Annotated in this window: 16 protein-coding genes; 5 read left to right on the forward strand and 11 right to left on the reverse strand. The window is 43.8% G+C overall.

All coding sequences use genetic code 11. From position 1 onward, the window contains the following. Positions 1-32: 32 nt before the first annotated feature. The 4 genes from AC59JT_RS07140 (at position 33) to AC59JT_RS07155 (ending at position 7,582) form a co-directional block, all read left to right on the forward strand. Positions 33-2,258, forward strand: coding sequence for a glycoside hydrolase family 2 protein (locus AC59JT_RS07140; RefSeq protein WP_497397224.1), 2,226 nt, complete (start codon positions 33-35; stop codon positions 2,256-2,258). Between the two features lie 31 nt (positions 2,259-2,289). Beyond that, positions 2,290-4,344, forward strand: a complete 2,055-nt coding sequence (locus AC59JT_RS07145; protein ID WP_497397226.1) for an arylsulfatase — start codon at positions 2,290-2,292, stop codon at positions 4,342-4,344. 56 nt (positions 4,345-4,400) lie between these two features. Then, the gene (locus AC59JT_RS07150) at positions 4,401-6,035 is read left to right on the forward strand and encodes a hypothetical protein (protein ID WP_497397228.1); all 1,635 of its coding nucleotides are present in this window, start codon (positions 4,401-4,403) and stop codon (positions 6,033-6,035) included. A 113-nt stretch (positions 6,036-6,148) separates the two neighbouring features. Further along, positions 6,149-7,582 (forward strand): arylsulfatase B, encoded by a 1,434-nt coding sequence (locus AC59JT_RS07155; RefSeq protein ID WP_497397230.1) that lies wholly within the window; start codon positions 6,149-6,151, stop codon positions 7,580-7,582. 129 nt (positions 7,583-7,711) lie between these two features. Here the strand turns inward: AC59JT_RS07155 and AC59JT_RS07160 are convergent, their stop codons facing one another. The 10 genes from AC59JT_RS07160 to AC59JT_RS07205 form a co-directional block, all read right to left on the reverse strand. Further along, positions 7,712-9,379 (reverse strand): NAD(P)/FAD-dependent oxidoreductase, encoded by a 1,668-nt coding sequence (locus AC59JT_RS07160; protein WP_497397232.1) that lies wholly within the window; start codon positions 9,377-9,379, stop codon positions 7,712-7,714. An 18-nt stretch (positions 9,380-9,397) separates the two neighbouring features. After that, a complete protein-coding gene (locus tag AC59JT_RS07165) occupies positions 9,398-10,801 on the reverse strand; it encodes a sensor histidine kinase (protein ID WP_497397234.1) in 1,404 nt (467 codons plus the stop codon). Positions 10,802-10,850: 49 nt separating this feature from the next. Further along, positions 10,851-11,681, reverse strand: a complete 831-nt coding sequence (locus AC59JT_RS07170) for an ion transporter (protein ID WP_497397236.1) — start codon at positions 11,679-11,681, stop codon at positions 10,851-10,853. A 71-nt stretch (positions 11,682-11,752) separates the two neighbouring features. Further along, positions 11,753-12,877 (reverse strand): MBL fold metallo-hydrolase, encoded by a 1,125-nt coding sequence (locus AC59JT_RS07175; protein ID WP_497397238.1) that lies wholly within the window; start codon positions 12,875-12,877, stop codon positions 11,753-11,755. A 44-nt stretch (positions 12,878-12,921) separates the two neighbouring features. Continuing rightward, positions 12,922-14,412: a sulfatase family protein gene (locus AC59JT_RS07180; RefSeq protein WP_497397240.1), complete on the reverse strand. Its 1,491-nt coding sequence runs from the start codon at positions 14,410-14,412 to the stop codon at positions 12,922-12,924. A gap of 137 nt (positions 14,413-14,549) precedes the next feature. Then, positions 14,550-16,094 (reverse strand): MFS transporter, encoded by a 1,545-nt coding sequence (locus AC59JT_RS07185; RefSeq protein ID WP_497397242.1) that lies wholly within the window; start codon positions 16,092-16,094, stop codon positions 14,550-14,552. Between the two features lie 10 nt (positions 16,095-16,104). Next, positions 16,105-16,956 carry a sugar phosphate isomerase/epimerase family protein gene (locus tag AC59JT_RS07190; RefSeq protein ID WP_497397244.1) on the reverse strand — a complete coding sequence of 284 codons (852 nt, stop codon included), beginning with the start codon at positions 16,954-16,956 and terminating at the stop codon, positions 16,105-16,107. A 7-nt stretch (positions 16,957-16,963) separates the two neighbouring features. Beyond that, a complete protein-coding gene (locus tag AC59JT_RS07195; RefSeq protein ID WP_497397246.1) occupies positions 16,964-18,079 on the reverse strand; it encodes a Gfo/Idh/MocA family protein in 1,116 nt (371 codons plus the stop codon). 35 nt (positions 18,080-18,114) lie between these two features. Then, positions 18,115-18,840 (reverse strand): ThuA domain-containing protein, encoded by a 726-nt coding sequence (locus AC59JT_RS07200; RefSeq protein WP_497397248.1) that lies wholly within the window; start codon positions 18,838-18,840, stop codon positions 18,115-18,117. A 27-nt stretch (positions 18,841-18,867) separates the two neighbouring features. Then, a complete protein-coding gene (locus tag AC59JT_RS07205) occupies positions 18,868-22,464 on the reverse strand; it encodes a PVC-type heme-binding CxxCH protein (RefSeq protein ID WP_497397250.1) in 3,597 nt (1,198 codons plus the stop codon). A gap of 180 nt (positions 22,465-22,644) precedes the next feature. Between AC59JT_RS07205 and AC59JT_RS07210 the strand changes: the two genes are divergently transcribed. Next, on the forward strand, positions 22,645-23,535 hold the full coding sequence (locus tag AC59JT_RS07210) for an AraC family transcriptional regulator (RefSeq protein WP_497397252.1): 891 nt from the start codon (positions 22,645-22,647) through the stop codon (positions 23,533-23,535). Between the two features lie 24 nt (positions 23,536-23,559). Here the strand turns inward: AC59JT_RS07210 and AC59JT_RS07215 are convergent, their stop codons facing one another. After that, positions 23,560-25,092: a sulfatase family protein gene (locus AC59JT_RS07215; RefSeq protein ID WP_497397254.1), complete on the reverse strand. Its 1,533-nt coding sequence runs from the start codon at positions 25,090-25,092 to the stop codon at positions 23,560-23,562. Positions 25,093-25,216 lie beyond the last annotated feature (124 nt).

Below are 25,216 nucleotides of genomic sequence, written 5' to 3' on the forward strand. Positions count from 1 at the left end.
TTATAAATCAACAACATAAATTATATCAGAATATGAAAAGATCCTTTTTAACAGGATTATTTTGCTTAGCCCTTGCGGGCGTTAACGCGCAGGACTGGAAGCCCGCACCTATAAAAATAACCACACCGTGGACGGACAAGGTAAACCCTAAAAATGTATTGAATGAATACCCAAGGCCGCAGCTGGTACGTAAAGACTGGTTGAACCTTAATGGCCTATGGCAATATGCCATCACCGCCAAAGATGCTTCGACACCATCTACCTGGGGTGGGAAAATATTAGTGCCTTTCGCAGTAGAGTCAAGCCTCTCGGGTGTAGGCAAAACGGTAAAGCCCGATCAAAAAGTTTGGTATAAAACAAAATTTAACGTGCCTGCCGGTTGGGGGCAAAAGGATCTGTTACTCCACTTTGACGCTGTGGATTGGGAAACAGAAGTATGGGTAAACGGTAAAATAGTTGGTAAACACCGTGGCGGTAGCGATCCTTTTGTTTTTAATATAGCAGGTTTCCTTAATGAAAATAAAGATCAGGAAATACAGGTATCGGTATGGGATCCAACCGATGCGGGCGACCAACCGCGCGGCAAGCAATCGCTTAACCCCAAAGGTATATGGTACACTGCGGTAACCGGAATATGGCAAACCGTATGGCTGGAACCGGTTGAAAAAACGCATATCAATAGCCTGGAGCCTGTTGCTGATATTGATAAAAGCACTATCACCATAAACAAACAAATAGCCAAAGCGACCGGCAATGAACAGTTTGTTGTTAAGATAACTAAAGGCGGTAAGCAAGTCGCCACTAAAACCTTTGCGGCTAACGATGCTGCTGTATTAAATGTGCCTAATCCAGAATTATGGTCGCCGGATAAGCCTGCGTTGTATCAGTTAGATATTTCTTTATTGAGGGGTAAAACGGTTTTAGACCATGCTTCGTCTTACTTCGCTATGCGTAAAGTTGCCGTGGGTAAAGATGCCGATGGTTTTGACAGGTTAATGCTGAACAATAAAGTGATATTTCACTACGGCCCGCTTGATCAGGGCTGGTGGCCTGATGGTTTATTAACGCCGCCAACTTATGATGCCATGCGTTTTGATATGGATAAGCTAAAAAGCATGGGCTTTAATATGCTGCGTAAGCACATTAAGGTTGAGCCATCGCGTTATTACTACTACGCCGACTCATTGGGTTTAATGGTTTGGCAGGATATGGTTGCAGGTTTCGAAGTATCAAAAGCAGAAGAGCAACACCTGAAAGCTGCCGCGAAAGAAGACTGGAACAGACCTAAGGAATCTGCTGCACAGTTTGAAGGCGAATGGAAAAATATTATGGATCACCTGAGGTTCTTCCCGTCAATAGTTACCTGGGTGACTTTTAATGAAGGCTGGGGCCAATACGATACCAAAAGGGTAGTGGAGTGGACACAGAAATACGATCCTACCCGCGTTGTTGACGGTGTTACCGGCTGGGTTGATCGTAATGTGGGCGATATGTTTGACAGCCACGTATATCCCGGCCCCGGCATGGAAAGCGTAGAACTGCACCCGGGTAAAGTGAATGTATTAGGCGAGTTTGGCGGCTTGGGTTACCCTATTGAAGGCCACTTATGGAACCCGGCTATGCGTAACTGGGGTTACTTGACACTTAAGAGCGAAAACGAATTGGTGACAGGCTATACCAATCTGATCAATACACTGCGCCCGATGATAGGTCATGGCTTATCTGCAGGTGTGTACACTCAAACTACCGACGTTGAAGGGGAGGTTAATGGCCTGATGACCTACGACCGACGCATTGTTAAAGTTGATCCGGCTAAATTAAAAGCTTTGCATAATACTTTATATCAACCGCAGCCAAAATTGGTTGCGCTGTTCGCTGATGCTGAAGTTAACGGTCAAAACTTGTTATTTGCTGGTGCAGATCCGCAAGCCGACCTGAGCAAAATGACATCAACCGCAAGCCCGCTTAGCGTGCCTAAAAGCAGCAAGATATGGGCAGCGCAAAAATTCACGGTAAAAGCCCTTCCTAAAGGTCTACAAATACGCTTAAAAGGCACAGGCGATATCAAAATATGGATCAACGGCAAATTGGTTACAGAAAAAGCGATAGTAACTAAAAGACAATATTCTGATGTTAACCTGGATGGTTTTGTTAGTGCTTTGAAAGCAGGCGAGAATGTGATCATTGCCGAAATGAGCAATACTACCAAAATAGATAATAAGTTTGATATGGGGCTTTACGCTATTCCGGCTAAATAGTGGTATATAACTTCGTTAATAAATGAAAAATATGACAAGGTTCATAACAAGCATACTGACCGTTTTGACGCTTGCTGTATCGGCAATGGCGCAAACCAAGCAGCCCAATATCGTACTTATTATGGCTGATGATATGGGTTACTCGGACATAGGCGCCTATGGCGGCGAGGTACAAACACCTAATATTAACCGCCTGGCTGCCGAGGGTATTAAGTTTAAGCAATTTTACAATGCCGCCCGCTGCTGCCCAACGCGTGCTGCTTTAATGACTGGACTTTACCCGCACCAGGCTGGTATGGGCTGGATGGCCAATGCCGACTTGGGTACGTCGGCTTACCAGGATAACCTGAACAACACCAGCGTTACCATTGCCGAAGTATTAAAAGGGGCAGGCTACGATACTTATATGACCGGTAAATGGCACCTCACTAACGAGCGTAAAATAGACGGTAACGTAATAGCCAACTGGCCGAAACAACGCGGATTCGACCGTTATTTTGGTATAATTCCGGGTGGGGCTAATTATTATACCCCTGAGTTATATAGCAACAACCATCGCTACAAAGCACCTGAGAATTTTTATCTCACCAATGCTATAAGCGACACCAGCGTGAAGTTTATTGATGAGCACTTAAAAAGCCAGCCCAATAAACCCATGTTTATGTATGTTGCCTACACATCTCCCCACTGGCCTTTGCACGCGCTTAAAGCTGATATAGAAAAGTACAAAGATTACTATAAAGGTGGTTGGGATGGTATTCGTAAAAAACGCTTTGAGCGGCAGAAAGAGTTGGGTTTGTTTGGTAAAGATGCCATACTATCGCCCCGCGATACCGCTGTTAAAGACTGGGAAAGCCTGAGCCCGCAAAAACGCGATGAAATGGCTATGCGTATGGCGATTTATGCGGCGCAGATAGATATCATGGATCAGGGCATCGGTCGTATCATAGCCAAGCTAAAGGCTTCGAATCAGTTAGATAATACCCTTATTTTCTTTTTAAGCGATAACGGCGCCTGTGCCGAATTTGTAAGCAGTGGTGAAACCAAAGAAGTTAACGGCGAGCAAAACAGCTTTGAAAGTTATCGGCTTAACTGGGCTAACGTAAGTAGTACTCCTTTTAAAGAGTATAAGCATTATACAGATGAAGGCGGCATAGCAACACCACTAATTGTGCATTGGCCTCAAGGTATTAATAAATCGCTGAACAATACTTTTGTTAAGGGATATGGCCATGTTTCTGATATTATGGCAACCTGTGTTGAAGTAGCTCGTGCTACATATCCGGCAGTATACAAAGGTTATAAGATTACGCCGCTGGAAGGTCATTCAATTGCGTCAGCTTTTACCGGCAAGGCATTTAACCGGGGGCAGGTTTTTTGGGAGCATGAAGCCAATATTGCTGTGCGCGATGGAAAATGGAAACTGGTGGCAGGCACTCCGGAAGACCAGAATTTTGATGTAAAGAGACTTCGCCTGTATGATATGGAGGCTGATCCAACCGAGATGAACGACTTGGCTAAAGCCCAACCTGGTCGTGTAAAAGCCATGTATGCTGACTGGGTAAAATGGGGTAATAAAGTAGGTGTGTTCCCTTTAGATACTCGCAACTACGGCGCCCGTGGCCAGGCTTACAAACGCAATATCAATGGTAGTTTTGATGACCTGCTGGGGGGGTGGAAAATTAAAAATACGCCAACTGTAGAAGGAAAAGTATCTATCGATACTACCGCACAACTAACCGGGAAAAACTCCCTCAAAGTAGAGATGAGCAAACCTGGGGAAAGACCGTTGGGCTTAGTTGTTTCTTGGCCTTTTAAGGCAAAAAAAGGCGAGAAATTTACCATCACTTTTAATTCTAAGAGTAACCGCAATACCAGCTACTTTGTTCGTTTGGAAAAAGCTAATGGCGACGCTACAAAGTTTATTGATCAAGCGGTAAACGTTACGATGAAGCCCGGTGTAAATACATTTAGTTCTACAGAAATACCCCAAAATGATGACTATAAACTGGCTTTCTATTTTGGCAAGTTGGCCACAGATGATAAAGTTTGGATAGACGATGTAAAGATGATGGAAATGAAGTAAGGTTGATAGCCAAGCCCATAATGTACTAAAACAATTATCTACTTAAACATACGAAAATGAAAAAAGTACTTTATCTATCAGGCCTGATAGGTCTGGCCTTGTATGGCTGTAAACGTAACGATGATTTGGGTATTACGCCTCAATCGAAACAAGATTCTGTAGTCAACAAAGTGGAAAGCGCCCTGGCTACCGTTACGGTAACTATGCAGCCGGCTACAGACATTTACAGCAATGGCTTTGGCTACAACACCCGTTTCCCTGACACATTTGAACCTTGGAGTTCGAACAGCTTGTTTTGGACACATGCGCTTGATTCGTCATACGCCAACTGTATACGTTACCCTGGCGGTACGGTGGCTAACTTTTGGCAGGCCGGCCAAACCAAGTTGTTCAGCGCCAAATCAACCGCCGATCCAAATGGTTGGATAGACCCGGCTAAAACAGGTTTTGATTTTATTAACAACGTTATTGTACCCGGCAATCAACAAAAAAACTCACTGGCTGATCTGTCTCAGGCTGTTAGCACAACCGGCGCGTCTGTTTTATTTGTGGTGAATATGGTAACACCGGGGGCCGACTTTTATGCTTCGCCGCAAGGTTGGAACCGCACCGTTACGCCACATGCGCCAAGCACCACAGGTTACACCACACCGCTTACTGATGACTGGTATAAAATGCTGGATAATCGTTACACCCGTACCCGAAATATGCTCATCAAAGCTAATGAAAACAATATCCCCATCAAGTTCATTGAATTAGGTAATGAGGTGTACCTTGCTAATTCAGCTTATTATAAGGAAGCCTTCCCACAAGGACAGGATTACGGTATAGCGGCTAACTACATCATCAACAAAATAAAAACAGACCCCGATATCACTTTGGCACCCGATGTTCAGTTTTCATTTCCCGGCGCAGCCGAAAAGAAAAGCTTTAACTCGACCCGTATATTGAACTGGAATAGCCAGGTGTTGAATAAGATTGATGCAGCTCAATTTGGCAACGTTACTTTACATAGCTACCAGGAAGCTGATACTTTATTAAACAACTATAACAGCGCAACTGATCTGTATAACAATATTTCAAAATGGTATGCTGATATCAATATATCTGCAAATGATAAAAACGCTACATCATTGTTTTTTGGCGCGGCTTCCGGCTGGAATGTGTGGTGGAACGAGTTAAGCCCAGACCAGAAAGGCCCGTTGGTTGACGGTAAATGGGGCTCAATACTGAGCGAATTATTTGCGGCGTTTTGGGCCATTGAGCATAAAGGAAAACTATATATGCATCCTAACTTTGACGCCAGCGACGTGGTAAATGCTACTACAGGCCAGTTAGAGAAGCAAGGCTATGCTCTTATTCCATTAATGCGGGCCAGTAAAGGTTGTACCAAGGCGCGTAGATTAAACTTTCCCGGTATGGCTACTATGGGGAGCAGCGGCAAAACAGTTGTGCAAGGTTATTATTTTACTGATAACGCCAGCCTCAAAAAAAGCTGTATAGTAAACTTTAGCGACCAGGTGGTTACGCTCGACTTAAGCAACGTGTTTCCATCTAACACTCAACTCAGTATATCCGGCCAGCAAAACAGCGTTAATGTAAGCACCATGCCTGTACATATTGGCGATCATACCAATGCTACAACAAGCGTTATATTACAACCTTATTCGGTAAATTTTGTAAGGCCGTAGCGGTTAAATAATGAGAAAAATCGGCAAAACTATGAACAGGATGTCAACTTTTTTTTGCCTTACTTTATGAAGGGAAATTATCCCTCCAACCAATTATATCTGTAAATACATTTATGAAGAAAATATTTCTGCTTGTAGCCTTTTGTGTGCCTTTTTTAGTAATGGGGCAGCCTAAAAAGAAGCCTAACATCATCATTATATTAGCTGATGACCTTGGCTGGGGCGACGTAGGCTTTCATGGCAGCGACATTAAAACACCAAATATTGACAGGTTATCAAAAGAAGGCGTGGTGTTGAACAGGTATTATACCGCACCCATTTGTTCGCCAACACGTGCAGGCTTGTTAACGGGGCGTTACCCTAATCGGGTAGGTATACGCGAAACCACCATACCACCCTGGAGTGATTTTGGCTTAGATACTTCGGAGGTATTGATACCGCAAATGCTAGCGACTGCCGGTTATAAAAACCGTGCTTTGATAGGTAAATGGCATTTGGGGCATAACTCGCTGCAATTTCATCCTATGCGCAGGGGCTTTACTCACTTCTATGGTTTCCTGAACGGTGCGTTGGATTATTTTAGCCACAAGCGGGAAGGTGAGGTAGACTGGCAGAATGATTATGAGCCATCGCCTGATAAAGGTTACACTACTGAGCTGTTAACCACAGAGGCTGTAAAATGCATTAAAAGCTACTCAAAAGGTACAGAACCTTTCTTTATGTACCTGGCATATAACGCGCCACACGGCCCGCTGCAAGCGCCCGAGAAGTACTTAAAGATGTATGGTTACGATCCGTCAAAACCCAAATTTGCAAGCGCAGGTGGCGGAGGTGATGATGGTGTGGCGGGTGCCGAAGAAGGGAGAGGAAACACGCAAAAGCAAACCTACTCGGCTATGGTAACTTGTTTGGATGATGGCATTGGCCAGGTATTGCGAACTTTGAAGGATATGCACATTGACGATAATACAATCGTGATATTCCATAGTGACAATGGCGCTGCAGGCGCAGGAAACACCGGTTCGCATGGCGAATTGCGGGGCTACAAGTTTGATGAGTGGGAAGGGGGCGTGCGCTCTCCTGCCATTATTAAATGGCCCGCGGCAGGTTTAGTTGGCGGCCGACAAATAGAGCAGGTAATGGGCTATGTAGATCTGTTCCCAACATTGAAAGATATAGCAGAAGTTAAAACACCGGCTAAGAAGCCTTTTGACGGTGTAAGCATGTGGCCACTATTAAGTGGTAAAGTAAAACCATTCGAGAGGGAATTTTACCTGGGGCACAGCGCTATCATCAGCGGCGATTGGAAATTGATAGAAGACCGTGGTATAAAAAAAATGAAAATGCAGGGTGATGTTCTTTTCCAGCTCTCCCAAGATATGTCAGAAACCAAAAATGTAAAAGATGCTAATGCCGAAATTTATAATCGCTTAAAACAAGCCGTTGTTAAATACGATACCATTAAGCCCAAAGCTGAAATTTTGGCAAAAGGCCCTAAAAACGGTTTTGTTGCTCCTAAAAACTGGAAGATCACCAAAGAGCGATAAGATATTTAAGAAATGAATTCAATCATGTTACAAATGAATTAATAATCCCTCCCTTAAAAATACTCGTCCGAGTGTATTAAATTGGTTAAACCAGGTGAACTCTCACCTGGTTTTTTTATGCTCGATATTTTATTTAACCTCTGCCAGGTATTTGTGGACGAAGCTAATAGCCATAGAGCCTTCGCCTACGGCTGATGCAACACGATTCATAGCACCGGCACGCACATCGCCTGCGGCAAATACACCCGGGCAACTGGTTTCAAGCAGGTAAGGGTCACGTTTCTGTTTCCATACACGCGAGAAATCGTTATAGGTTTTTAACTCCCGTCCGGTTTCTATAAAACCTTTGTCGTCTTTGAGGATATCAAAGCTCAGCCAGTCGGTAAAAGGCTTGGCGCCGATGAAAATATAGAGGGCATCAGCAGGTTTCGTTTCTGTTTGTTGCGTTTCAATGTTTGTAAGTTGAAGTTGTTCCAATTTGTCGGTACCTGTAGCTTGGGTAACCTCTGTTTTAGGCAACAAGCGAATGTTTCCTGTAGCGTTTATTTGATCAATTAAATAGGCGGACATGGTGCTACTCAGATCGTCCTTACGGATAACTATGTAAACGTTTTTGGCAAATTTAGATAGATACATGGCGGCTTGCCCGGCAGAGTTCCCTCCGCCAACTATATACACTTGCTTGTCTTTGCAGGCAGTAGCTTCGGTCATGGCTGCCCCATAGTAAATACCGGCACCTGTAAAATCGCTGATGCCTTGTGTATCAAGCTTACGGTAGTCCACACCGGTTGTGATAACAACGCTACGCGTAGTAATCTCGCGCTCATCATCGAGTAGTAGCTTTTTATATCCATCCTTTTGCACAATTGCCTGCACCGATTGTGGTGAAAGAAACTCTGTGCCTAAACGGACAGCCTGTGTCATGGCCCTACGGGTAAGTTCGGCGCCGCTTAAACCTGTTGGGAAACCCAAGTAATTTTCAATGCGCGAGCTAGTACCTGCCTGGCCACCCGGTGCACGCCTTTCAATCAGCAGGGTTTTTAATCCTTCGGAAGCACCATAAACACCGGCCGCTAAACCTGCAGGCCCGGCACCAATGATCACAACATCATAAACATCGTGGTTTTTCAGTTCCGGATTAAGGCCGATTTTAGCAGCTACTTCAACTATCCCCGGGGCTTTCAGATAACTGCCATCTTCCAAAAAGATCACCGGTAAATCTGTTGTTTCCAGTTTATTCAGTGCTAAAAGATTTTCTGCTTCGGGTTCTGATTTGATATCCAGCCATTGATAAGGTACAAGGTTGCCAGCCAAGAAGTCTTTCAACTCATGTGATTTTTGCGAATACTGGTAGCCGATAACCTTAATACCTTTGAAATCGGGGCGATAATCTACCTGCCAGTTATCTAAAAGATCGTCAATTATGGGGAACAACTTTTCTTCCGGCGGATCCCAAGGCTTGATAAGGTAGTAATCCAGCTGTACGATATTGATGGCATTAATAGCCGCATCCTTATCCGAATAAGCCGTTAGCAGTGCACGCTTAGCCTGCGGGTAAAATTGCATGGCTTGCTGTAAGAAGCCAATTCCGTCCAGATCGGGCATTCTTTGGTCCGAAATGAATAAGGCTATGGTTTCGCCTTTATTTTTTAGTTCCAGTAAACTATCCAATGCTTCCTGCACCTGGTTGGTGCCTAAAACCTTATAAGTATTACGGTACCGTGTTTTCAAGTCGCGCATCAGCGCCCGTAAAACCTGGGTATCGTCATCAATGCAAAATATAATAGGTAATTCCATTCTTCTAGCTCATTAATTCTATTTACCATGTATCGGGAAGCATACTGTAAAGGTAGTCTGTCCCGGTTTTGAATTTAGGCGGATAGTACCCTGGTGTTGCTTTACAATGCGGGTTACTACATCCAAACCAAGCCCTGTACCTTTACCAACTTCTTTAGTAGTAAAAAAGGGGTCAAATATGCGGTTTTTAATTTCATCGGGTATGCCGGGCCCGTTGTCTGTAATACTAACAGCTACACAGTCTTTCTCGCGGTCTGTTTTAATTTTTAAAACGCCTTTTCTATTACTTTCCATGGCATCCAGCGCATTGTCGATCAGGTTGGTCCATACCTGGTTCAGTTCGCCGATCATAGCGTTTACTTCCGGAAGACTGGTATCAAATTGTTCGTCCAGTTGTATGTTTCCGTGGCGCATTTTATGTTGCAACATGGTAAGCGTGCTGCGTATACCATTATGGATGTCTGCATATTGTTTGCCGTGGCCCTGGTCCATATGGGTGAAGTTTTTTACGGCGCCTACCAGGTCGGATATTCGTCGCGAAGCATCTTCAATATCGCACACCATTTTTTCGGTAACCAGGTTGTTATTGATCCAGTTGAATACTGCAGATACCGCTTCATCAGGCAGATGTTTCTTGAAACCATCCAAATCGACTATGGTAAAACCAAAGTCCACCATGTTTTCTGCAATTTCCATATCATTCTCTACGCCGTAATCAGCCATCCAATCTGCCAGATCATCTTCTGCTGCCGAACGTTGCATCATCGTTAAATGCTGCGGGCGTTCACGGTTTAATACAGCGAACAATTGTTCGTTAGCTAATCCTACTGCATCTTCCGTTAGGCGAAGAGCCATAACTTTTTTAAAAGTATCAGGCGTTAGTTTTAAGTGTTTTAAGAGCGATGCCGAGCCGCGCACTACAGCTGCTGCGGGATTGTTCAGCTCATGCGCCAATCCGGCAGATAATTTACCCAGCGCCATCATTTTTTCATTCTGCTGCTCCAGGGCGGTAAAATCGCGTACACGGGTGGTCATGATGTGAACCAATGCCTGCGTTAATTCATATTGTGTACGGATCATTTCTTCCATGCGTTCAATAGGAAATAACAGGTACCTCATTGGCGATACCACCTCGCCAATACCTACAATATTTTTAGCGCGTGAAAAAGGCAGGAAGCCGGTTATGGCTTTAGATTCAAATCTCACCACTTCACGCATTTCATTTCCCTGTACTACACATAAACGGAAAGCACCGTCAATAATGACATAGGTTCCCATGATGCGGTCGCCCGGTTGAAACAAACGTGCGCCTTCGGGAAGTTCAAGTTGGGTACTATGTTGGATAAACCATTGTAACTGCGCCATAGGCACTTCTCGCAGTGCTTCGATGCCTTGTAGCCATTCGGGGGTAACCTTTTCCATGATGTAGGTATTGAATACCCAATATTAAGCGAATTTTTCGAGAAATAAGCTAACGTCCGCCGAACAATGATGAACCACAGTGTTTGCAAAATAACGCGTCGCTTTCGTGACCTTCCCGGCCACAGTTGGGGCATGACTCGGGGAGCTCTTTTTTGTTGCGGGCGGCCAGTGCTATATCGTGTGTAATAATCCCGGTGGGTACGGCAATAATAGCGTAGCCGGTAAGCATAACTAACGAAGCTACAAATTTGCCCATGGGTGTAACCGGAGAAATATCGCCATAGCCAACAGTGGTAATAGTTACTATGGCCCAATAAATACTTTCGGGAATGTTGGCAAAGCCATTTTCGCGGTTCTCAACCAGGTACATGATAGAGCCCAGTATGACTACTAAGGTAAGTACCGTTAACAGGAATATACTAATCTTACGTAGACTGCCTTTGAGTGCGGTAGTCAGGAAATTGATTTCTGTTAGAAATTCGCCCAATTTAAATATCCTGAAAACACGCAGCAACCTAAGCGCCCTGAATACCAGTAACGATTGCGCGCCTACAAAAAAGAAACCCAGGTAGGTAGGAATCAAGGCTATAAGGTCTATTATACCCAATAAGCTAAAAACGTAACGCCATGGCTTGCGTATGCTTATAAGACGTAAAACGTACTCTACAGTAAATAGGCCTGTATAAAACCATTCCAGTACTTGAAAAAGTTTGCCATAAGGCCCATGCAAGCTAGCCACGCTATCAAGCATTACAACAATAATACTGGTGAAGATAGCTATCAGTAAAGCCACATCAAAGGCCTTGCCCGCCCGGGTGTTCGACTCGTAAATGATCTCGTGTAAACGAAAGCGCCAATCTGTATCCTGGGTTTTAGCCATGCTTTTTTAACAGCTATTCCAGCAGATTGTGTGAATCTCTTTATAAGAAGGTGATAACTTAGTGATCTGGATTATTCAAAATCCCACCATTCTGCTTCAAGAGGTGGGGCACCTACAGTGTATGGTTCGCCAATTTGTGGTGTAGTAACTGCTAAATTCAGTTTTTCGGCGGCAGGTAACAGCAGTTGCATAGGTTCGTTCCAGGGGTGATTGCTTTCAGCAAATTTTGCCCAATGTATAGGCTGTAACATAGCTGCTTTTAAGTCAACAGCAGCTTGGGCGGTTTGCCAGGGCATCATGTGCGTATATGGCCAGTTTGTGCTGTACTGTCCACATTCCAGCAAAGCCAGATCAAAAGGCCCATATTGATTGCCTATTTGTTTAAAGTGATCTGCATACCCGCCATCGCCACTAAAAAACAAACGGTAGTTATCCATATCAATAACGTAAGAGGCCCATAGTGTTTTGTTTTGCTGGTTAAATGTGCGATTGCTGCGATGCTGGGCCGGCGTAGCTGTGATCTTTAAATTTCCCGGCAGGTTCGTCCCTGTATTCCAGTTTAATTCAATGATCTTTTGAGGATCAAATCCCCAGTAGCGTAAATGCGAGCCAACGCCTACAGGCACAATAAACTTTTTAACACGATTTTTTAGTCTTTTTAGGGTACGATAATCCATGTGATCGTAATGATCATGCGAAATTATTATAGCATCAATCTCGGGCATATCGCCGGCGGTGTAGTGTTTACTACCTTGAAATGCTCTGACAAACATGGGTAGCGGCCCTGCATTAGGGCTAAATATTGGGTCGATAAGTACCGTGGCAGTTTTGCTTTTTATGAATACTGATGAATGCCCAAACCAAACTACTGTGGGCGTAATTACCTGCATGTTTTTTAAATCGGTTTTTACCCAGGGCAGTCCGTACGAGGGTGTCGCTGTTTCGCGGCGACTACGCAAAATAAAGCCCAGCGGATTACGAAACCGGCGCCTAGTTGGCACAGCGCTCCGCACAGGTGGGGCAGCAGCGCGGGATTCCAGGTTTTGAAAACCGCCATTTTTATAATTTGGCAAGGTTTTTAAATACGCCAGGTCATCACCATCTGGATTGTGCCCTAATGAGCGGGTAATGTTGCATCCAGCTATCGTAAGTATTACCAATAGCCCAATCGATATGCAACAATGCCTGTTTTTCATTAGCTAAATATGCAAATAAATCTGCTTAACCTTAAATAGCTTCTTTATTTGCCTTTATAAGGATCATACCCTTTAGCGGTCATCTCTGCTTTTGAAGGGCGCGGGCGTTTGCGATTTGGTAATGGCTCGCCGGTATTTCGGTCAAATTCGTCAAGTGTGCGTTTTGCGGGTAGCTTGTCGTTTGTAAGATTTCTGATCTCATCTAACTTTTTTCGCATGGTATTGGCCACGTCTTTGTAGGCAGGTTCATCAATTAGGTTGTGTAGTTCATAAGGATCTTTTTGCGTATCAAAAAGCTGCTCTTTAGGTTTAGGCAGATAGAAGTATGACATAAGCGGCAGCAGTAAAGCATTGTCTCGCCTTTGTTTTAGCATATATTGATAGGTCGGGTCGCGTAAAATATCTGCCGATGGTGTTTCAGGCAGGTCATCATAATAGTTTCTGATATAGCTATACTGCCTGTTACGCACCGAGCGGCCAAAGTCTTCAAAATCATGCCAATGGTCTTCAGCATAAACATAGTTTCGTATTACTTTTTGCGGATCGGTAAAAACCGGACTAATATCCCTACCCATAAAATTTGCACCTGCTTTTATATTAGCGACAGCCAGTATTGTACTTGCAATATCCACCGAGCTGATGAGCGCATCCGAATGCGAACCAGCTTTGATTTTTGCCGGCCATCGTACAATGAACGGTGTCTTGATACCTTCGGTATACAAGGTGGTTTTTTCACGTGGGAAAGGCCTGCCATTATCGCTGATGAATATGATCAGGGTGTTTTTTTCAATTCCTTGTGCTTTTAGCTCATTTAATACATCGCCAACATAACTATCCAGCCGTGCTATTTCGTCATAGTAGTTTACAAAGTCCATCCTTGTTTCCTTACTATCGGGCAAATAAGGTGGCAATATCACGTCATCCGTCGAGTGGTGAATTTTAATAGCTTTACCCGGGTAGGGGCGATGCGGATCGACAGAAGCGAGCCATAAAAAGAAAGGTTTGTTTTTTGGACGAGCTTTTAATGTGCCTACCCAGTTTTGGCACCCACTTCCGTCAACCGCGGTTTCTTTAGCGGGTGTATTGCCTGCCATGATAAAACCATCTGTCGGTTCAATTTGCAGATAATTGAATCGGTTGGTCAGGGCATCGCCCAGGTGCCATTTACCGGCCTGGGCTGTCCAGTAACCGGCGGTTTTCAATTTTTCAACGAAAGTCGTTTTTTGTGAAGGTACCGGCCAGTGCAATTGCTCTGCATCAGTTTGGTGCGGATAGGTACCTGTAATAATGCTTGCGCGGCTCGGGCTGCACGAACTGGTGGTTAAAAAAGCCTGGCTAAATAACATACCCTGGCGTGCAAGTCTATCTATATTCGGGGTTTTTATTTTCGGGTGACCATATGCGCCAATGTCGTCGCTGCCTAAATCATCTGCAATAATTAACACAATATTGGGTCTTTTATCTGCTTTTTGTTGCGATTGGGCGATAGGCAATCCACAACTAAATAATATAAGTGCCAGGTATAATTTCTTCATAGGTTTAATTGTACCGTTATATACTCTTCCTTTAAATTTAATTAATTTAAAACTACTGTTCAACAAAAAAACGCCGCCCCCCGCTAAGGGAAACGACGCCTTTAATAACCCGAAGGTGGGGTTGCCTGCTAATTAACTTAATCCGTGTGTTCGGTTAATACAACAGGTTTGTAGCCACCTTTTGATTTGAAGTAAAGCATTGCCCCAAGGTAAAAGAAAAGCATACAGGCCGGCAGTATAGCTACGGTGCGCAGAGCGTTCTTTTTTGATTCGTTCTGCGCAGCCGAGATTGTAGCTTTAGTAGCCTCAGGAGCAGTTGATAATTTACTTTCATCAAGTGCCTCGTACTTGCCAAAGATGCTCTCTTTGTGTTGGGTGATATAAGTTGAATGAAGGGTGGTATTATTTTTAGCATCAAAAGTGCTTAGATTCTGATCTAATTGTTTATCCTGTATGGTACCCAAAAATACAGCACCAATTACGCCTACGCCCATTTGGCCCACGGCGCTGGTAAAGTTAAGTGTTAACGCGCCGCCTTTCGGGAATCGTTCGGCAACAACGCCAAGCATCGTGCCCCAGAAGAAGGTTTTGCCCAAAGCATAAATTGTAGCAGCGATAATGATAATAAAGCCTACAGAATACGAAAGGGAATAAAGACCCACTGCAGCAATCAACGCGCTGGTTGCTAACAAACCCAAAGGCGATAATTTATGTACCACAGGGCCTGAGCAGAACCTTAATATGGCCATGATTATTGAGGTATAAACCAATACCCAACCACCTTGAATACCTGCTTTAGCCATTTCTGGGGTCATCAGATCGGTTATCCAGCTATCGGTGCCCAGCTCTGTAGTAGCCAAAGGGATCATTAATAGTAGCAGTATGATAAACAGGGGATGACCTAATGAGCGGATAAACCATGAGAATATGCCTACAACTACGGCTACAATAATTACGCTGTAAATATATGCCCAGCCAAATAGCCCACCTAATTGGAATGCACATAAGGCCACAATAATGATGATACCTAATATACCTACTTCATTAAGCATTTGTAAATAACTTACACCTGCTTTCACACGTTCGCTAACCGGGAATGAACATTTGAAAATGATCACACCGTAAACAATAACAGGTACAGATATAATGCCTATGATAACCGGCCAGGCCAGATGTACGTGTATCATGCCAATTGCAAGCAAACCGGCTATAACCATACCAGCAGGCCAACCCGCATGTAATATGTTAAGCCATTTGGTTTTTTCGCGTGGATACATACTTGCCACCACTGGGTTAACAACAGCTTCTGCGGCGCCGTTACCCAATGCAAATAGGAGGGTACCAATGTACAGCGACCAATAGCCGCTAGCCATTATGGTAATAACTATAGACAGGATATGGCATATAAAAGCGAATATCATCGACTTTTTATAACCAACCTTGTCAATTATCAAACTAAAGAAAACGATGCTTATGCCAAAAGGCCAAAAGCTAACGCCAAATATTTCGCCCTGTTGGGTTTTACTTAAACCAAACTGGGTACCCCATTCGGCCATCAGGAAGGACCTGAATACAAACCCGAAAGCCGAAGCTACCAAAACAGTAAAACAGCCCCAAAAAAGAATTTTTCTAGAGCGTTCGTCTATCTTGATGGCATCGCCTGTATGAATTGTTTCACTCATGTTAATTAGTTTAGGTTAATAACTTTTTGTAAAAGGCCAAACCTTCTGTTGCCAGTTCGTCGGCGCTGTTAGCTAGTGGGCGCCATATAGAAGCGGCTTTCGCCAATTCTTTTGATGGCGCGCCAAAGGTCTCAATAACAATTGCACCCTCATAACCAATGTCATTCAGTGCTTGTTTAATACCGGCCCAATCTAAATTACCGGTTCCGGGTGTACCTCTGTCGCTTTCATTGCCTTGTACATGGCAAAGCAGGTCTTTACCTATTTTGCGGATGCTATCAGGAATGCTTTTCTCCTCAATGTTACCATGGAAGGTATCCAGCGATATTTTAACAAATGCGTTGTTTACTTCTTTCACTATGGATAAAGCCTGGTCGGCTGTGTTAACCATATCCGTTTCGAAGCGGTTTAAAGGCTCTACGCCAATAACAACACCATGTTTTTTTGCAATATCGCCGGCAGTAAGCAAATTCTCGATACACCAGTCGCGCTCCTGCTGTTTTTGTTCGGCACTTACGATGCGTGTTTTACCAACAGCCGAATATACGGGGCCTGTAAAAATCGGGCTCTCCATAAAATTAGCTATCTCTACACAGTCGATAATGTATTGTAAGCCGTTTTGTCTGATAGCAGGGTCGGTGCTTGAAATATCCCTGTCGGGACCGAATGCTCCGCTAATGGTAACATCCAGTCCCGCATTTTTAGCAAGGGATTTCAATTGGGTCCAATCAATAAGGCTCTTGTCCTCAACGGCTACCTCGATGATATCATAACCCATTTTACTCACTTTGTCAACAAGATGAAATGCGTTAGTATCAAAAGGTGAAACCCAGACAAATGTGCTTACGCCAAATTTTATCATTTGCCTGTTAGTCAAATTGAGGGATATCAATACGTTTACCGCCGTTCATAGCCGACTCATGCGCGCAGATACCTGCACAGGTATAGTTAGCAGCCAAAACAGCGTCAACAGCCGAATCACGGCCTTCAACGATAGCGGCAACAAACTCCTGTACCAGGTGAGGGTGTGAACCACCGTGACCGGCACCTTGTAAGAATGATACGTGGTTAGGATCATCAATTTTTTCGCGACGGGTGAAGTGTTTGATCGGCTCGATCAGCATTTCGTCAGTATCAGGTACGTTGATGCGTTTAGCATTTTCCCCACCGTCAAATATTACGTGCTCTTCGTCTTGCAATTGCTCCCATTCAAACGACATTTTGGTGCCGTATACATCATAGCTTTCGCGGTACTGACGTACAACGTCAAATAATGAACGGGTAGCTTCAGCAACAACGTCTGAGTCTTTCAACGTGAAAGTCGCTGTTTCAACTGCAAAAGGTGAACCATATCTTGAAGCCAGGTCATCACTTAAGCGGCCTGAACCATGGCAAACCACAGTTTCGGCTTTAGTGTTGTTGATGCGCAGCAGGGGAGATATAGCGTGAGTGCCGTTCAACATTGGCGGATAACCTTTCCAATACTCAGCCCAGCCTTCCATGCTCATATCCTGTATGTGTGATCCGCGTACGAATTGAATACGGCCCAGTTCTCCGCTTTCAGCTAGTTTTAAGCCGTATAAAAACTCGCGGGTATAAAGCGCGGTTTCCATCATCATATAAACTTTACCGGTACGTTTTTTAGCTTCAACAATGGCAGCACAATCTTCTTTGGTCATGGCCATTGGAATGGTACAAGCAGTGTGTTTGTTTGCGTTCAATGACGCTAAAGTCATCTTAGCATGCTCTGGCACTGGTGTTACCACGTGTATCGCGTCAACATCGTCACGGCCCGGGATATCTTCCCAGTTCTCGAAGCAAAGATTGCGGTCAAGATTAAAGCGGGTAGCCAACTCGTCTAAAGTAGCTTTATTGCGTGTACAAATACCTACAGCTTTAATATTGGGGTGACTTTGGTAAATAGGAATAAACTCTTTTCCGAAACCCATTCCTACAATTACTACGGTAATTTTTTTGTCGCTCATTTTTTGTTGTGTATGTTCTGATTAATAAATTGGCATTATTTGCCTGCGGCCCATTTTACTGAGTTACGCAGAATTGTTTGATAAAATGGGATATCATGCGAGTCGGCGTCGTGACCTAAAGCTATACCCACTATGCGTGCTTTTGGATGTTTAACAATGAATATTGAAGGATAGATCTTGTCTGATCCGGCAACACTGTTAGTTACTAAAACTTCGATTGGAGTACCTTTTGCATCGGGCTCATAGCGATATCTTTCATCTTTAAGTGTTAAGCTAGCTTCTGCACCTTTAGTTATAGGGCTATTTGCCACCTCAACTTTTTCCTGGAAAGGACCCAACCTGTCATGCGAGTTTGTACCGCCGCCGGCTAATATAGCATTGTACTCCGGCCAGTTTTTCCAGTTATACCATAAGGCAGGGTGACCTAATATCAAACCTTTACCGGCATCAGCAAATGCGAAGATTGAGCTTTGCACGGCAGGGTTTTTCATAGGTTGATTAGTGGCCAGATACAATACATCCGCTTGTTTCAGGTACTCAGGTATTGAATCCAGATTGGCAGTGTAAGTAACTGTAGCACCGTCGTTACGCAGTGTAGTAGCATCGGCGCCTTTGTACCATTTGTTAAAATCGTGCGATGAACCACCACCGACAATTAACACACGGATGCTTTTGTTGGCAGATGCTACTTCTTTTTTGGCACCGCAACCCGCTCCAAGCAAGCCTATAAATAATGCCGGTAGAATCAATTTTAATTTCATATTCAGGTTTGTTTTAAAGATTCAAAATTACTTGGTTACACGCATAACACCGCTCATAATACGCCAGTGACCAGGGAAAGTACAGATGTACGGATAGTCGCCCGGTTTGTCGGGAGCAGTGAACTCTAAAGTTGCACTTTCGCCCGAGTCAACCAGTTTAAGCGACTGGAATACGTCAGGTGTAGCTGGTATGTAGCTTTTTGCAGCACCCTTAGGGTCTTGCACTAAAGCATCAACCAATTTGCCTACTTTATCAACCGTGCCCGGTTTAACAATTACCATGTTGTGTTGCATACCGTCAGGGTTTTCAAATTCGATAGTAACTTTCTGACCGGCTTTAACAGTGAACTGTTTTTTGCTGAACTGCATCATGTCTTTAATTACTTTGATGTTTATAGTAACCGGTGGCAATGCAGCGGCAGCAACGGGTTTAGCACCTTTAGCAGCGCCTTTAGCCGGAGCAACTACCGGTTCAGGTTTTTTCAGTTCAATAGAAGTACGTAGTGCCTGCCCGCTAAAGCGCGTATCTGGGTAATCACCCACTTTAAAGGCACCCGCATCGGAGCCGGTACGTACCTGCGCCATAGCTAAAGGAGCCTTAAATAAACCTGGTGCTTTTGCTGTAACAGTTTCGCCACCTTCAATAGCTAATGTTATTACACCATTTTGGGTAAAATTGGCGTCCAGGTTAATTCTGTCGGTTAGTGGTTTGGTAGTGGTAGCAGTGTAGCTTTTACCAGCTTGTTTTACCACCATGCTTAATTTACCGTCTTGTACGTATACGGCATAACCATTAGTTTTATCGCCCTGAGCAAGTAAAACACCGGCTATGTCTGCGTTAGCGTTATTATTACCACCTTTTACTATCGACGATTTTATGTAAATCTCTTTATTAGTAACATCTGGTGATACCGGAAGAGCACCACGGCCGCCTACACTGTAAACTTCCTTACGTACGCCTTCGGTAATTCGCTCAGCTAAACTAAGTTCAGAAGCTGATACAGAAGGAGCGGTAGTTGTTTCTTTTGGAGCAGCTGCCAGAAACCCTTCACGGTGTACCATGGCGGCACCAAATATTGCTCTTTGCAACCACTCATCTGTGCTGTTATCGCCTTTTAAGCTGGCAGTATATAAAGCCCTACCCATTTCTTCAGATGGCGGTAAGCCTGCAATAGTAACAAATATTGCCAACCTAGTATTCAGGTTAGGATCATTCATCAAATTATTTTGAAGGATGATGCCTTGTAATGAAGCGTTTTTAGGTAAAGTTTCTATAGCAGCTTTTCTAACACCTGCAGCCGGATTAGTTAGTGCACCTATCGCGGCTTGTGTAGCAGCGGCATTTGTGCCATTTAATGCGCCCAAACCGTTAAGTGTCCATAAAGCATGAACTGCAGGGTTATTTAAGCCGATAGCATCTACCGTTTGGGTATTAACCAATTTGATAAGTGCAGGTACAGCGCTCATGTCTTTGGCTTCAACCAATAAACGTTGAGCTGTCATGCGCCAAAACATATTGTCGTTGCTTAAAGCAGCAACTAAACCCGGAATATCTGATTTTGATAATTTAGGGGCAACAGATGCTTTAGCACCTTTATAGGTGATGCGGTAAATACGGCCAAAGCTGTTATCACGAAGTGAACTTTGGAATGCATTACCCTGGCCCATTGGCTGCTCGGTAAATGGCAGTACCATGTTTGACGGAGCCTGGCGAGGCACGAACACGTTGTGCTGAATGATGAAGTTATACCAGTCGCACAACCAAACGGCACCATCAGGGCCTACTTCGGCTTGTACTGGCGCCATCCATTCGTCATTACTTGCCAATACATTCCATCCATCTTTTTCGGCAAAACCGGCACCTTTAGGCTCGATAATGGCATTGTGTATCAAACGCACAGTAGGCTCGCAAATAAAAGCGATACGGTTCCAGTACTCTTTCGGGAAAGAACGGGCCGTATACAAGCGATGGCCCGCGGCGGCAGTAAAACCACCAACTATATCAACTTGCCTTAAGTTGGGTTGCATAGCGTGAACATCGTAGTGACCGTCAATTTTCTGTATCGGTGAAACGCCGGTACCTAGCGCAGTACCAGGCAATGCCCGCTGTGCATACTTTGCAGGCATGCTGTAAAATCCGCTGTGCAAGTTATTAGCGGTTGATATAAATACGTTGTTATCTTCAGAGAAACCTAAGCCCCAGGTATTGTTAGTGGTTTTAGCCAAAAACTCTAAACCTGTTCCATCAGGGTTCATATCGTACATACCACCGCTGAAAGTAATAGGGTGGCCATCTTCTTTGGCTAAGCCAGTGTAGCTTGAACCTACCACACCCCAGATCTTGTTATTAAAGCCGTATTGTAATTGCGAAGGGCCAAAGTGAGTATCGCGTTTTTCCCAACCGCTGATCAGGTTTTCGCGCACATCAGCTTTGTCATCGCCATTAGTGTCTTTCAGGAATACGAAGTGAGGAGCCATAGCTACAATTACACCTCCATTGGCAAATACCATACTGGTAGGTATGTTTAGCTTATCGGCAAATATGGTGAACTTATCGGCACGACCATCACCATTGGTATCTTCACAAATTTTGATACGGTCGTTAGATGCTCCGTCAGTTTCAAGAAATGTGTTCGGATAATCTACAGACTCAACTATCCATAATCTACCACGCTCATCCCATGCCATGGCAATAGGATTGGTAATATCCGGTTCGGCAGCAAACAGGCTAATGTCAAAGCCCGGAGGCACCTGCATCATTTTTTCTGATTGCTGTGGCGATAAAGCCTCTTGCATTTTTGTTACCAGGTGACGTTTGGTATAGTTAGCAACAGTATCCGGATAAATATCCACCTTAGGGATCTGTAAACGCGCTATCTGATCTTTTACTTCGTCGCCAATAGCCCAAAGCGTACCGTTTTTAACCAAATTCAGGAAATCAAGTTTTGTCCAGGTAGTGTCGCTATGGCCATAAGCAGTGTAAAATACACGACCTTTGCCTTGATTGCGCACCCAGGTATATGGTTCGCGCTTGTCACCTTGAACACGTTCCATTAACACGGTTTTATCCGGGTTAAGTTTTTGGTGCACATACTGCTCATCTGTAGTTTGGAACTCGTTAATGCCTTTCATAACCGGGTGGTTAGCATTAATCACTTTAGCTTTAAACGAGCCGGTAGTTTCGCTCAGGTAAGCTCCACCTACTGCATTTATGTACCACTCGGAGTTGCGGAAACATCCGGCGGCACAATGTAAAGCAATTAAGCCTTTACCGCCTTCAACAAACTCTTTTAAAGCAGCTTCTTGTGTCGGCTGTATCACGTCATGGTTTGAGTAAATAACCAATCCGTCATACTTGGCTAAGTTTTCGGGGTTAAGGTCATTAAGCTCAGTAGTGTAAGTTACGTTGATACCGGCTTCAAATAGTTTAATGGCAAGCCAAGGCGCATACTTGCCCGAATCGTGGTGTTTACCCACGTTGCCTAAAAACAAAACCTCGCCCCGGCGCGGAGCTTTTTGATTAGTGGCCGCTGCTTGCGGCGTCGTGCTGTTGTTAACAATCTTATCGGCGCAGCTGTTGAAGAACAGGCAGGCGATAAAAAATAGATATACTATTTTTTTCATCAGGAAATAGTTTTATAGTTGGTTACACAATATTAGGCCTTATACTAAATTAAAACATACTGCATTTTGTCTTATTATGACTTTATTATATCTTATTTAATTGTAAAAAACCTGTTATAAAGACAAAATCAATAATGATATGCAATAATAAAGGTATTTTTGAGTGTAAACCAGCCTATTATGAAACATATTATACCTAAATCGCCAATTCCCGATTCGCGATCGTTCGTTATAAAACGGATAGATGCGCCATATTTCGACCCTACATTTCATTTGCATAAGGAGTTTCAAATGTCATATGTAATAAAAGGAGAGGGGACGCGATTTGTAGGCGACAATGTAAAAACGTTTTCGCATGGCGATATGGTGTTAACCGGCCCTTACCTGCCGCATGTATGGCGAAATGATAATGCTTATTTTGAAAAGAAAAGTGAATTAAGCACAACAGTAGTGGTAATTTACTTTAATGATAACTTTTTAGGCGAAACTGTTCATCTAAAAGAGGAGATGGAATCTCTCAGCCGGCTTTTTGTGCACGCTGCACGCGGTATTGAGGTTGCCGGCGAGACCCGCCAGATTGTTGCTGACATGATGCTTGAGTTGCTAGAATTGAGGGGGATGGAGAGTATCATTCAATTATTGAAAATATTGAACGTAATGTCCAAATCGGCAGACTGTCATTTTATAACACATAATCATCCGGTATCTGCCAATACCGAAGCGGAAACTAACCGTATGAATAAGGTATATAACTATGTCATGAAAAACTTCCGCCAGAAAATAATGCTTGATGACGTCGCTGCCATTGCCAACATGACCAATACCTCATTTAGTCGTTACTTTAAAGCAAGGGTAAATAAATCTTTCTCTGATTTTGTGAAAGAGATACGAATTGAACAGGCCTGTAAGCTTTTAAAAGAAGAAAAGTTAAATATAAACGATATTGGTTATGAGTGTGGTTTTCAAACATTATCAAATTTTAACAAACAATTTAAAGCCCTTATGGGTAAACAACCGCATCATTACCGTAATGAATATTTAAAGGTTTCGGTAGACGCTTATCGGGATTGATCCCAAGAGCACACCGTAGTTAAACTAACGGTCAGCTGTTGGTGATTCAAGATCGCGCTTTAGCAGAGCCGCAAGTTCTGCAGTTTTTGCCGGGTTGCTTTGAGCAAGATTATTCTTTTCGGCGGGATCTGTTTTTAAGTTATACAATTGCGCACCTTTCTGTAAACCTGTCGAGATGGTTTTATTGTCCAGCCATTTAGGCGTTGCTTTGCTAACGGGCGCTATGTACTTCCAATCGCCTTGGCGGTAGCACATGGTAAAGGCTTCTTCAATCATCTCTGTGCGGCCTTGTTGGCTCTTACCTAAAAATACAGGCAAAGTGTTTTTACTATCCGGCGCAGCCGAAATATCAATTTTGCCATTAGTTAACACAGCAAAGGATTTGAAAAAGTCTACCTGGTTAACCAGCGCATTACTTACCGCCGACTTAATGTGGCCCGGCCAGTTCACTATAAAGGGTACGCGGGTACCGCCTTCAAAAGCACTGTACTTGCCACCGTTATATGGGCCAGCCGGTTTATGTATACCCGCTAATTTGGAAGCATCATCGTAGTATCCGTCATCTAATACAGGGCCATTATCGCTGCTAAAAACAATAATAGTATTATTATCAATCTTTAATTTGCGCAGCTCTTTTACAATCTCTCCGGTTATCCAATCCATTTCGGCAATAACATCGCCGCGCGAACCCATTTTAGTTGTACCCACAAAACGCTCATTAGGTGTACGTGGTACATGTATGTTTGGCAATGCAAAATACAGGAAGAAAGGTTTTTCCTTATTTTTTTCAATAAATTGTTTAGCCTTTCCGGTAAATACATTAGCAAAATCCTCATCCTTCCAGTAAGCATTGTGACCGCCTTTCATAAAACCAATGCGGCTTATACCATTTACAATTGTATTGCTGTGTTGCGTATCAGCACGAAGTTTTAATTTGTCAGGGTTTTTGAGGCCTGTAGGCTCTTCGCCTACTTCGTGATCATAGCTTACGGTTATCGGGTCATTTTTGTCGAGGTTTACTACGTTGTGGTTTTCCACATAGACAGTTGGCACACGGTCTGCTGTTGCAGGTAGTATAAAGCTATAGTCAAAACCTATCTCTAATGGCCCGGGGCTAATACTTTCATTCCAGTTAGGATGCCCCGTACCTAAACCAAGGTGCCATTTGCCAACAACACCCGTGGTATAGCCGGCTGTTTTTAACATGGCAGGCAATGTTTGCTGTTTTGTGTTGATGATCAACGGCGCGTCGCCTGGTAAAATTGCAGCATCGTTACGAAAAGCGTAGCTGCCAGTCAAAATGGCAAAGCGCGAAGGAGTACAGGTAGATGCGGTGCAATGGCCATCAGTAAACCTGATGCCTGTAAATGCCAGGCTATCAACATTTGGTGTTTTTACACCCGTAGCCCCATAGCAGCCCACATCGCCGTAACCCAGGTCATCTACATATACAAATATAATATTAGGCTTGCGCGGTTCGTTTTTTTCCTGCTTTTGGGTACAGGCGGCCGAAGCCACACATATTAATATTGCCGAAATTACGCGCCTTGTATTCATAGTATTAGGTTTGATATGGTTGTTAAGGCTGCAATAATAACAATTCCATTTATTAAAAATTACTTTGTTTGATAAGTTCGCCACATTATCAATGCGTTATAGAGTCTGATTGATTTATTGCTAT

Source organism: Mucilaginibacter sp. A3364 (assembly GCF_059690715.1).

Excerpts from the sequence above, each read along its gene's own strand:
- AC59JT_RS07140 (WP_497397224.1), top strand. The coding sequence starts at position 33 with ATGAAAAGATCCTTTTTAACAGGATTATTTTGCTTAGCCCTTGCGGGC.
- AC59JT_RS07145 (WP_497397226.1), top strand. The coding sequence starts at position 2,290 with ATGACAAGGTTCATAACAAGCATACTGACCGTTTTGACGCTTGCTGTA.
- AC59JT_RS07150 (WP_497397228.1), top strand. The coding sequence starts at position 4,401 with ATGAAAAAAGTACTTTATCTATCAGGCCTGATAGGTCTGGCCTTGTAT.
- AC59JT_RS07155 (WP_497397230.1), top strand. The coding sequence starts at position 6,149 with ATGAAGAAAATATTTCTGCTTGTAGCCTTTTGTGTGCCTTTTTTAGTA.
- AC59JT_RS07160 (WP_497397232.1), bottom strand. The coding sequence starts at position 9,379 with ATGGAATTACCTATTATATTTTGCATTGATGACGATACCCAGGTTTTA.
- AC59JT_RS07165 (WP_497397234.1), bottom strand. The coding sequence starts at position 10,801 with ATGGAAAAGGTTACCCCCGAATGGCTACAAGGCATCGAAGCACTGCGA.
- AC59JT_RS07170 (WP_497397236.1), bottom strand. The coding sequence starts at position 11,681 with ATGGCTAAAACCCAGGATACAGATTGGCGCTTTCGTTTACACGAGATC.
- AC59JT_RS07175 (WP_497397238.1), bottom strand. The coding sequence starts at position 12,877 with ATGAAAAACAGGCATTGTTGCATATCGATTGGGCTATTGGTAATACTT.
- AC59JT_RS07180 (WP_497397240.1), bottom strand. The coding sequence starts at position 14,412 with ATGAAGAAATTATACCTGGCACTTATATTATTTAGTTGTGGATTGCCT.
- AC59JT_RS07185 (WP_497397242.1), bottom strand. The coding sequence starts at position 16,094 with ATGAGTGAAACAATTCATACAGGCGATGCCATCAAGATAGACGAACGC.
- AC59JT_RS07190 (WP_497397244.1), bottom strand. The coding sequence starts at position 16,956 with ATGATAAAATTTGGCGTAAGCACATTTGTCTGGGTTTCACCTTTTGAT.
- AC59JT_RS07195 (WP_497397246.1), bottom strand. The coding sequence starts at position 18,079 with ATGAGCGACAAAAAAATTACCGTAGTAATTGTAGGAATGGGTTTCGGA.
- AC59JT_RS07200 (WP_497397248.1), bottom strand. The coding sequence starts at position 18,840 with ATGAAATTAAAATTGATTCTACCGGCATTATTTATAGGCTTGCTTGGA.
- AC59JT_RS07205 (WP_497397250.1), bottom strand. The coding sequence starts at position 22,464 with ATGAAAAAAATAGTATATCTATTTTTTATCGCCTGCCTGTTCTTCAAC.
- AC59JT_RS07210 (WP_497397252.1), top strand. The coding sequence starts at position 22,645 with ATGAAACATATTATACCTAAATCGCCAATTCCCGATTCGCGATCGTTC.
- AC59JT_RS07215 (WP_497397254.1), bottom strand. The coding sequence starts at position 25,092 with ATGAATACAAGGCGCGTAATTTCGGCAATATTAATATGTGTGGCTTCG.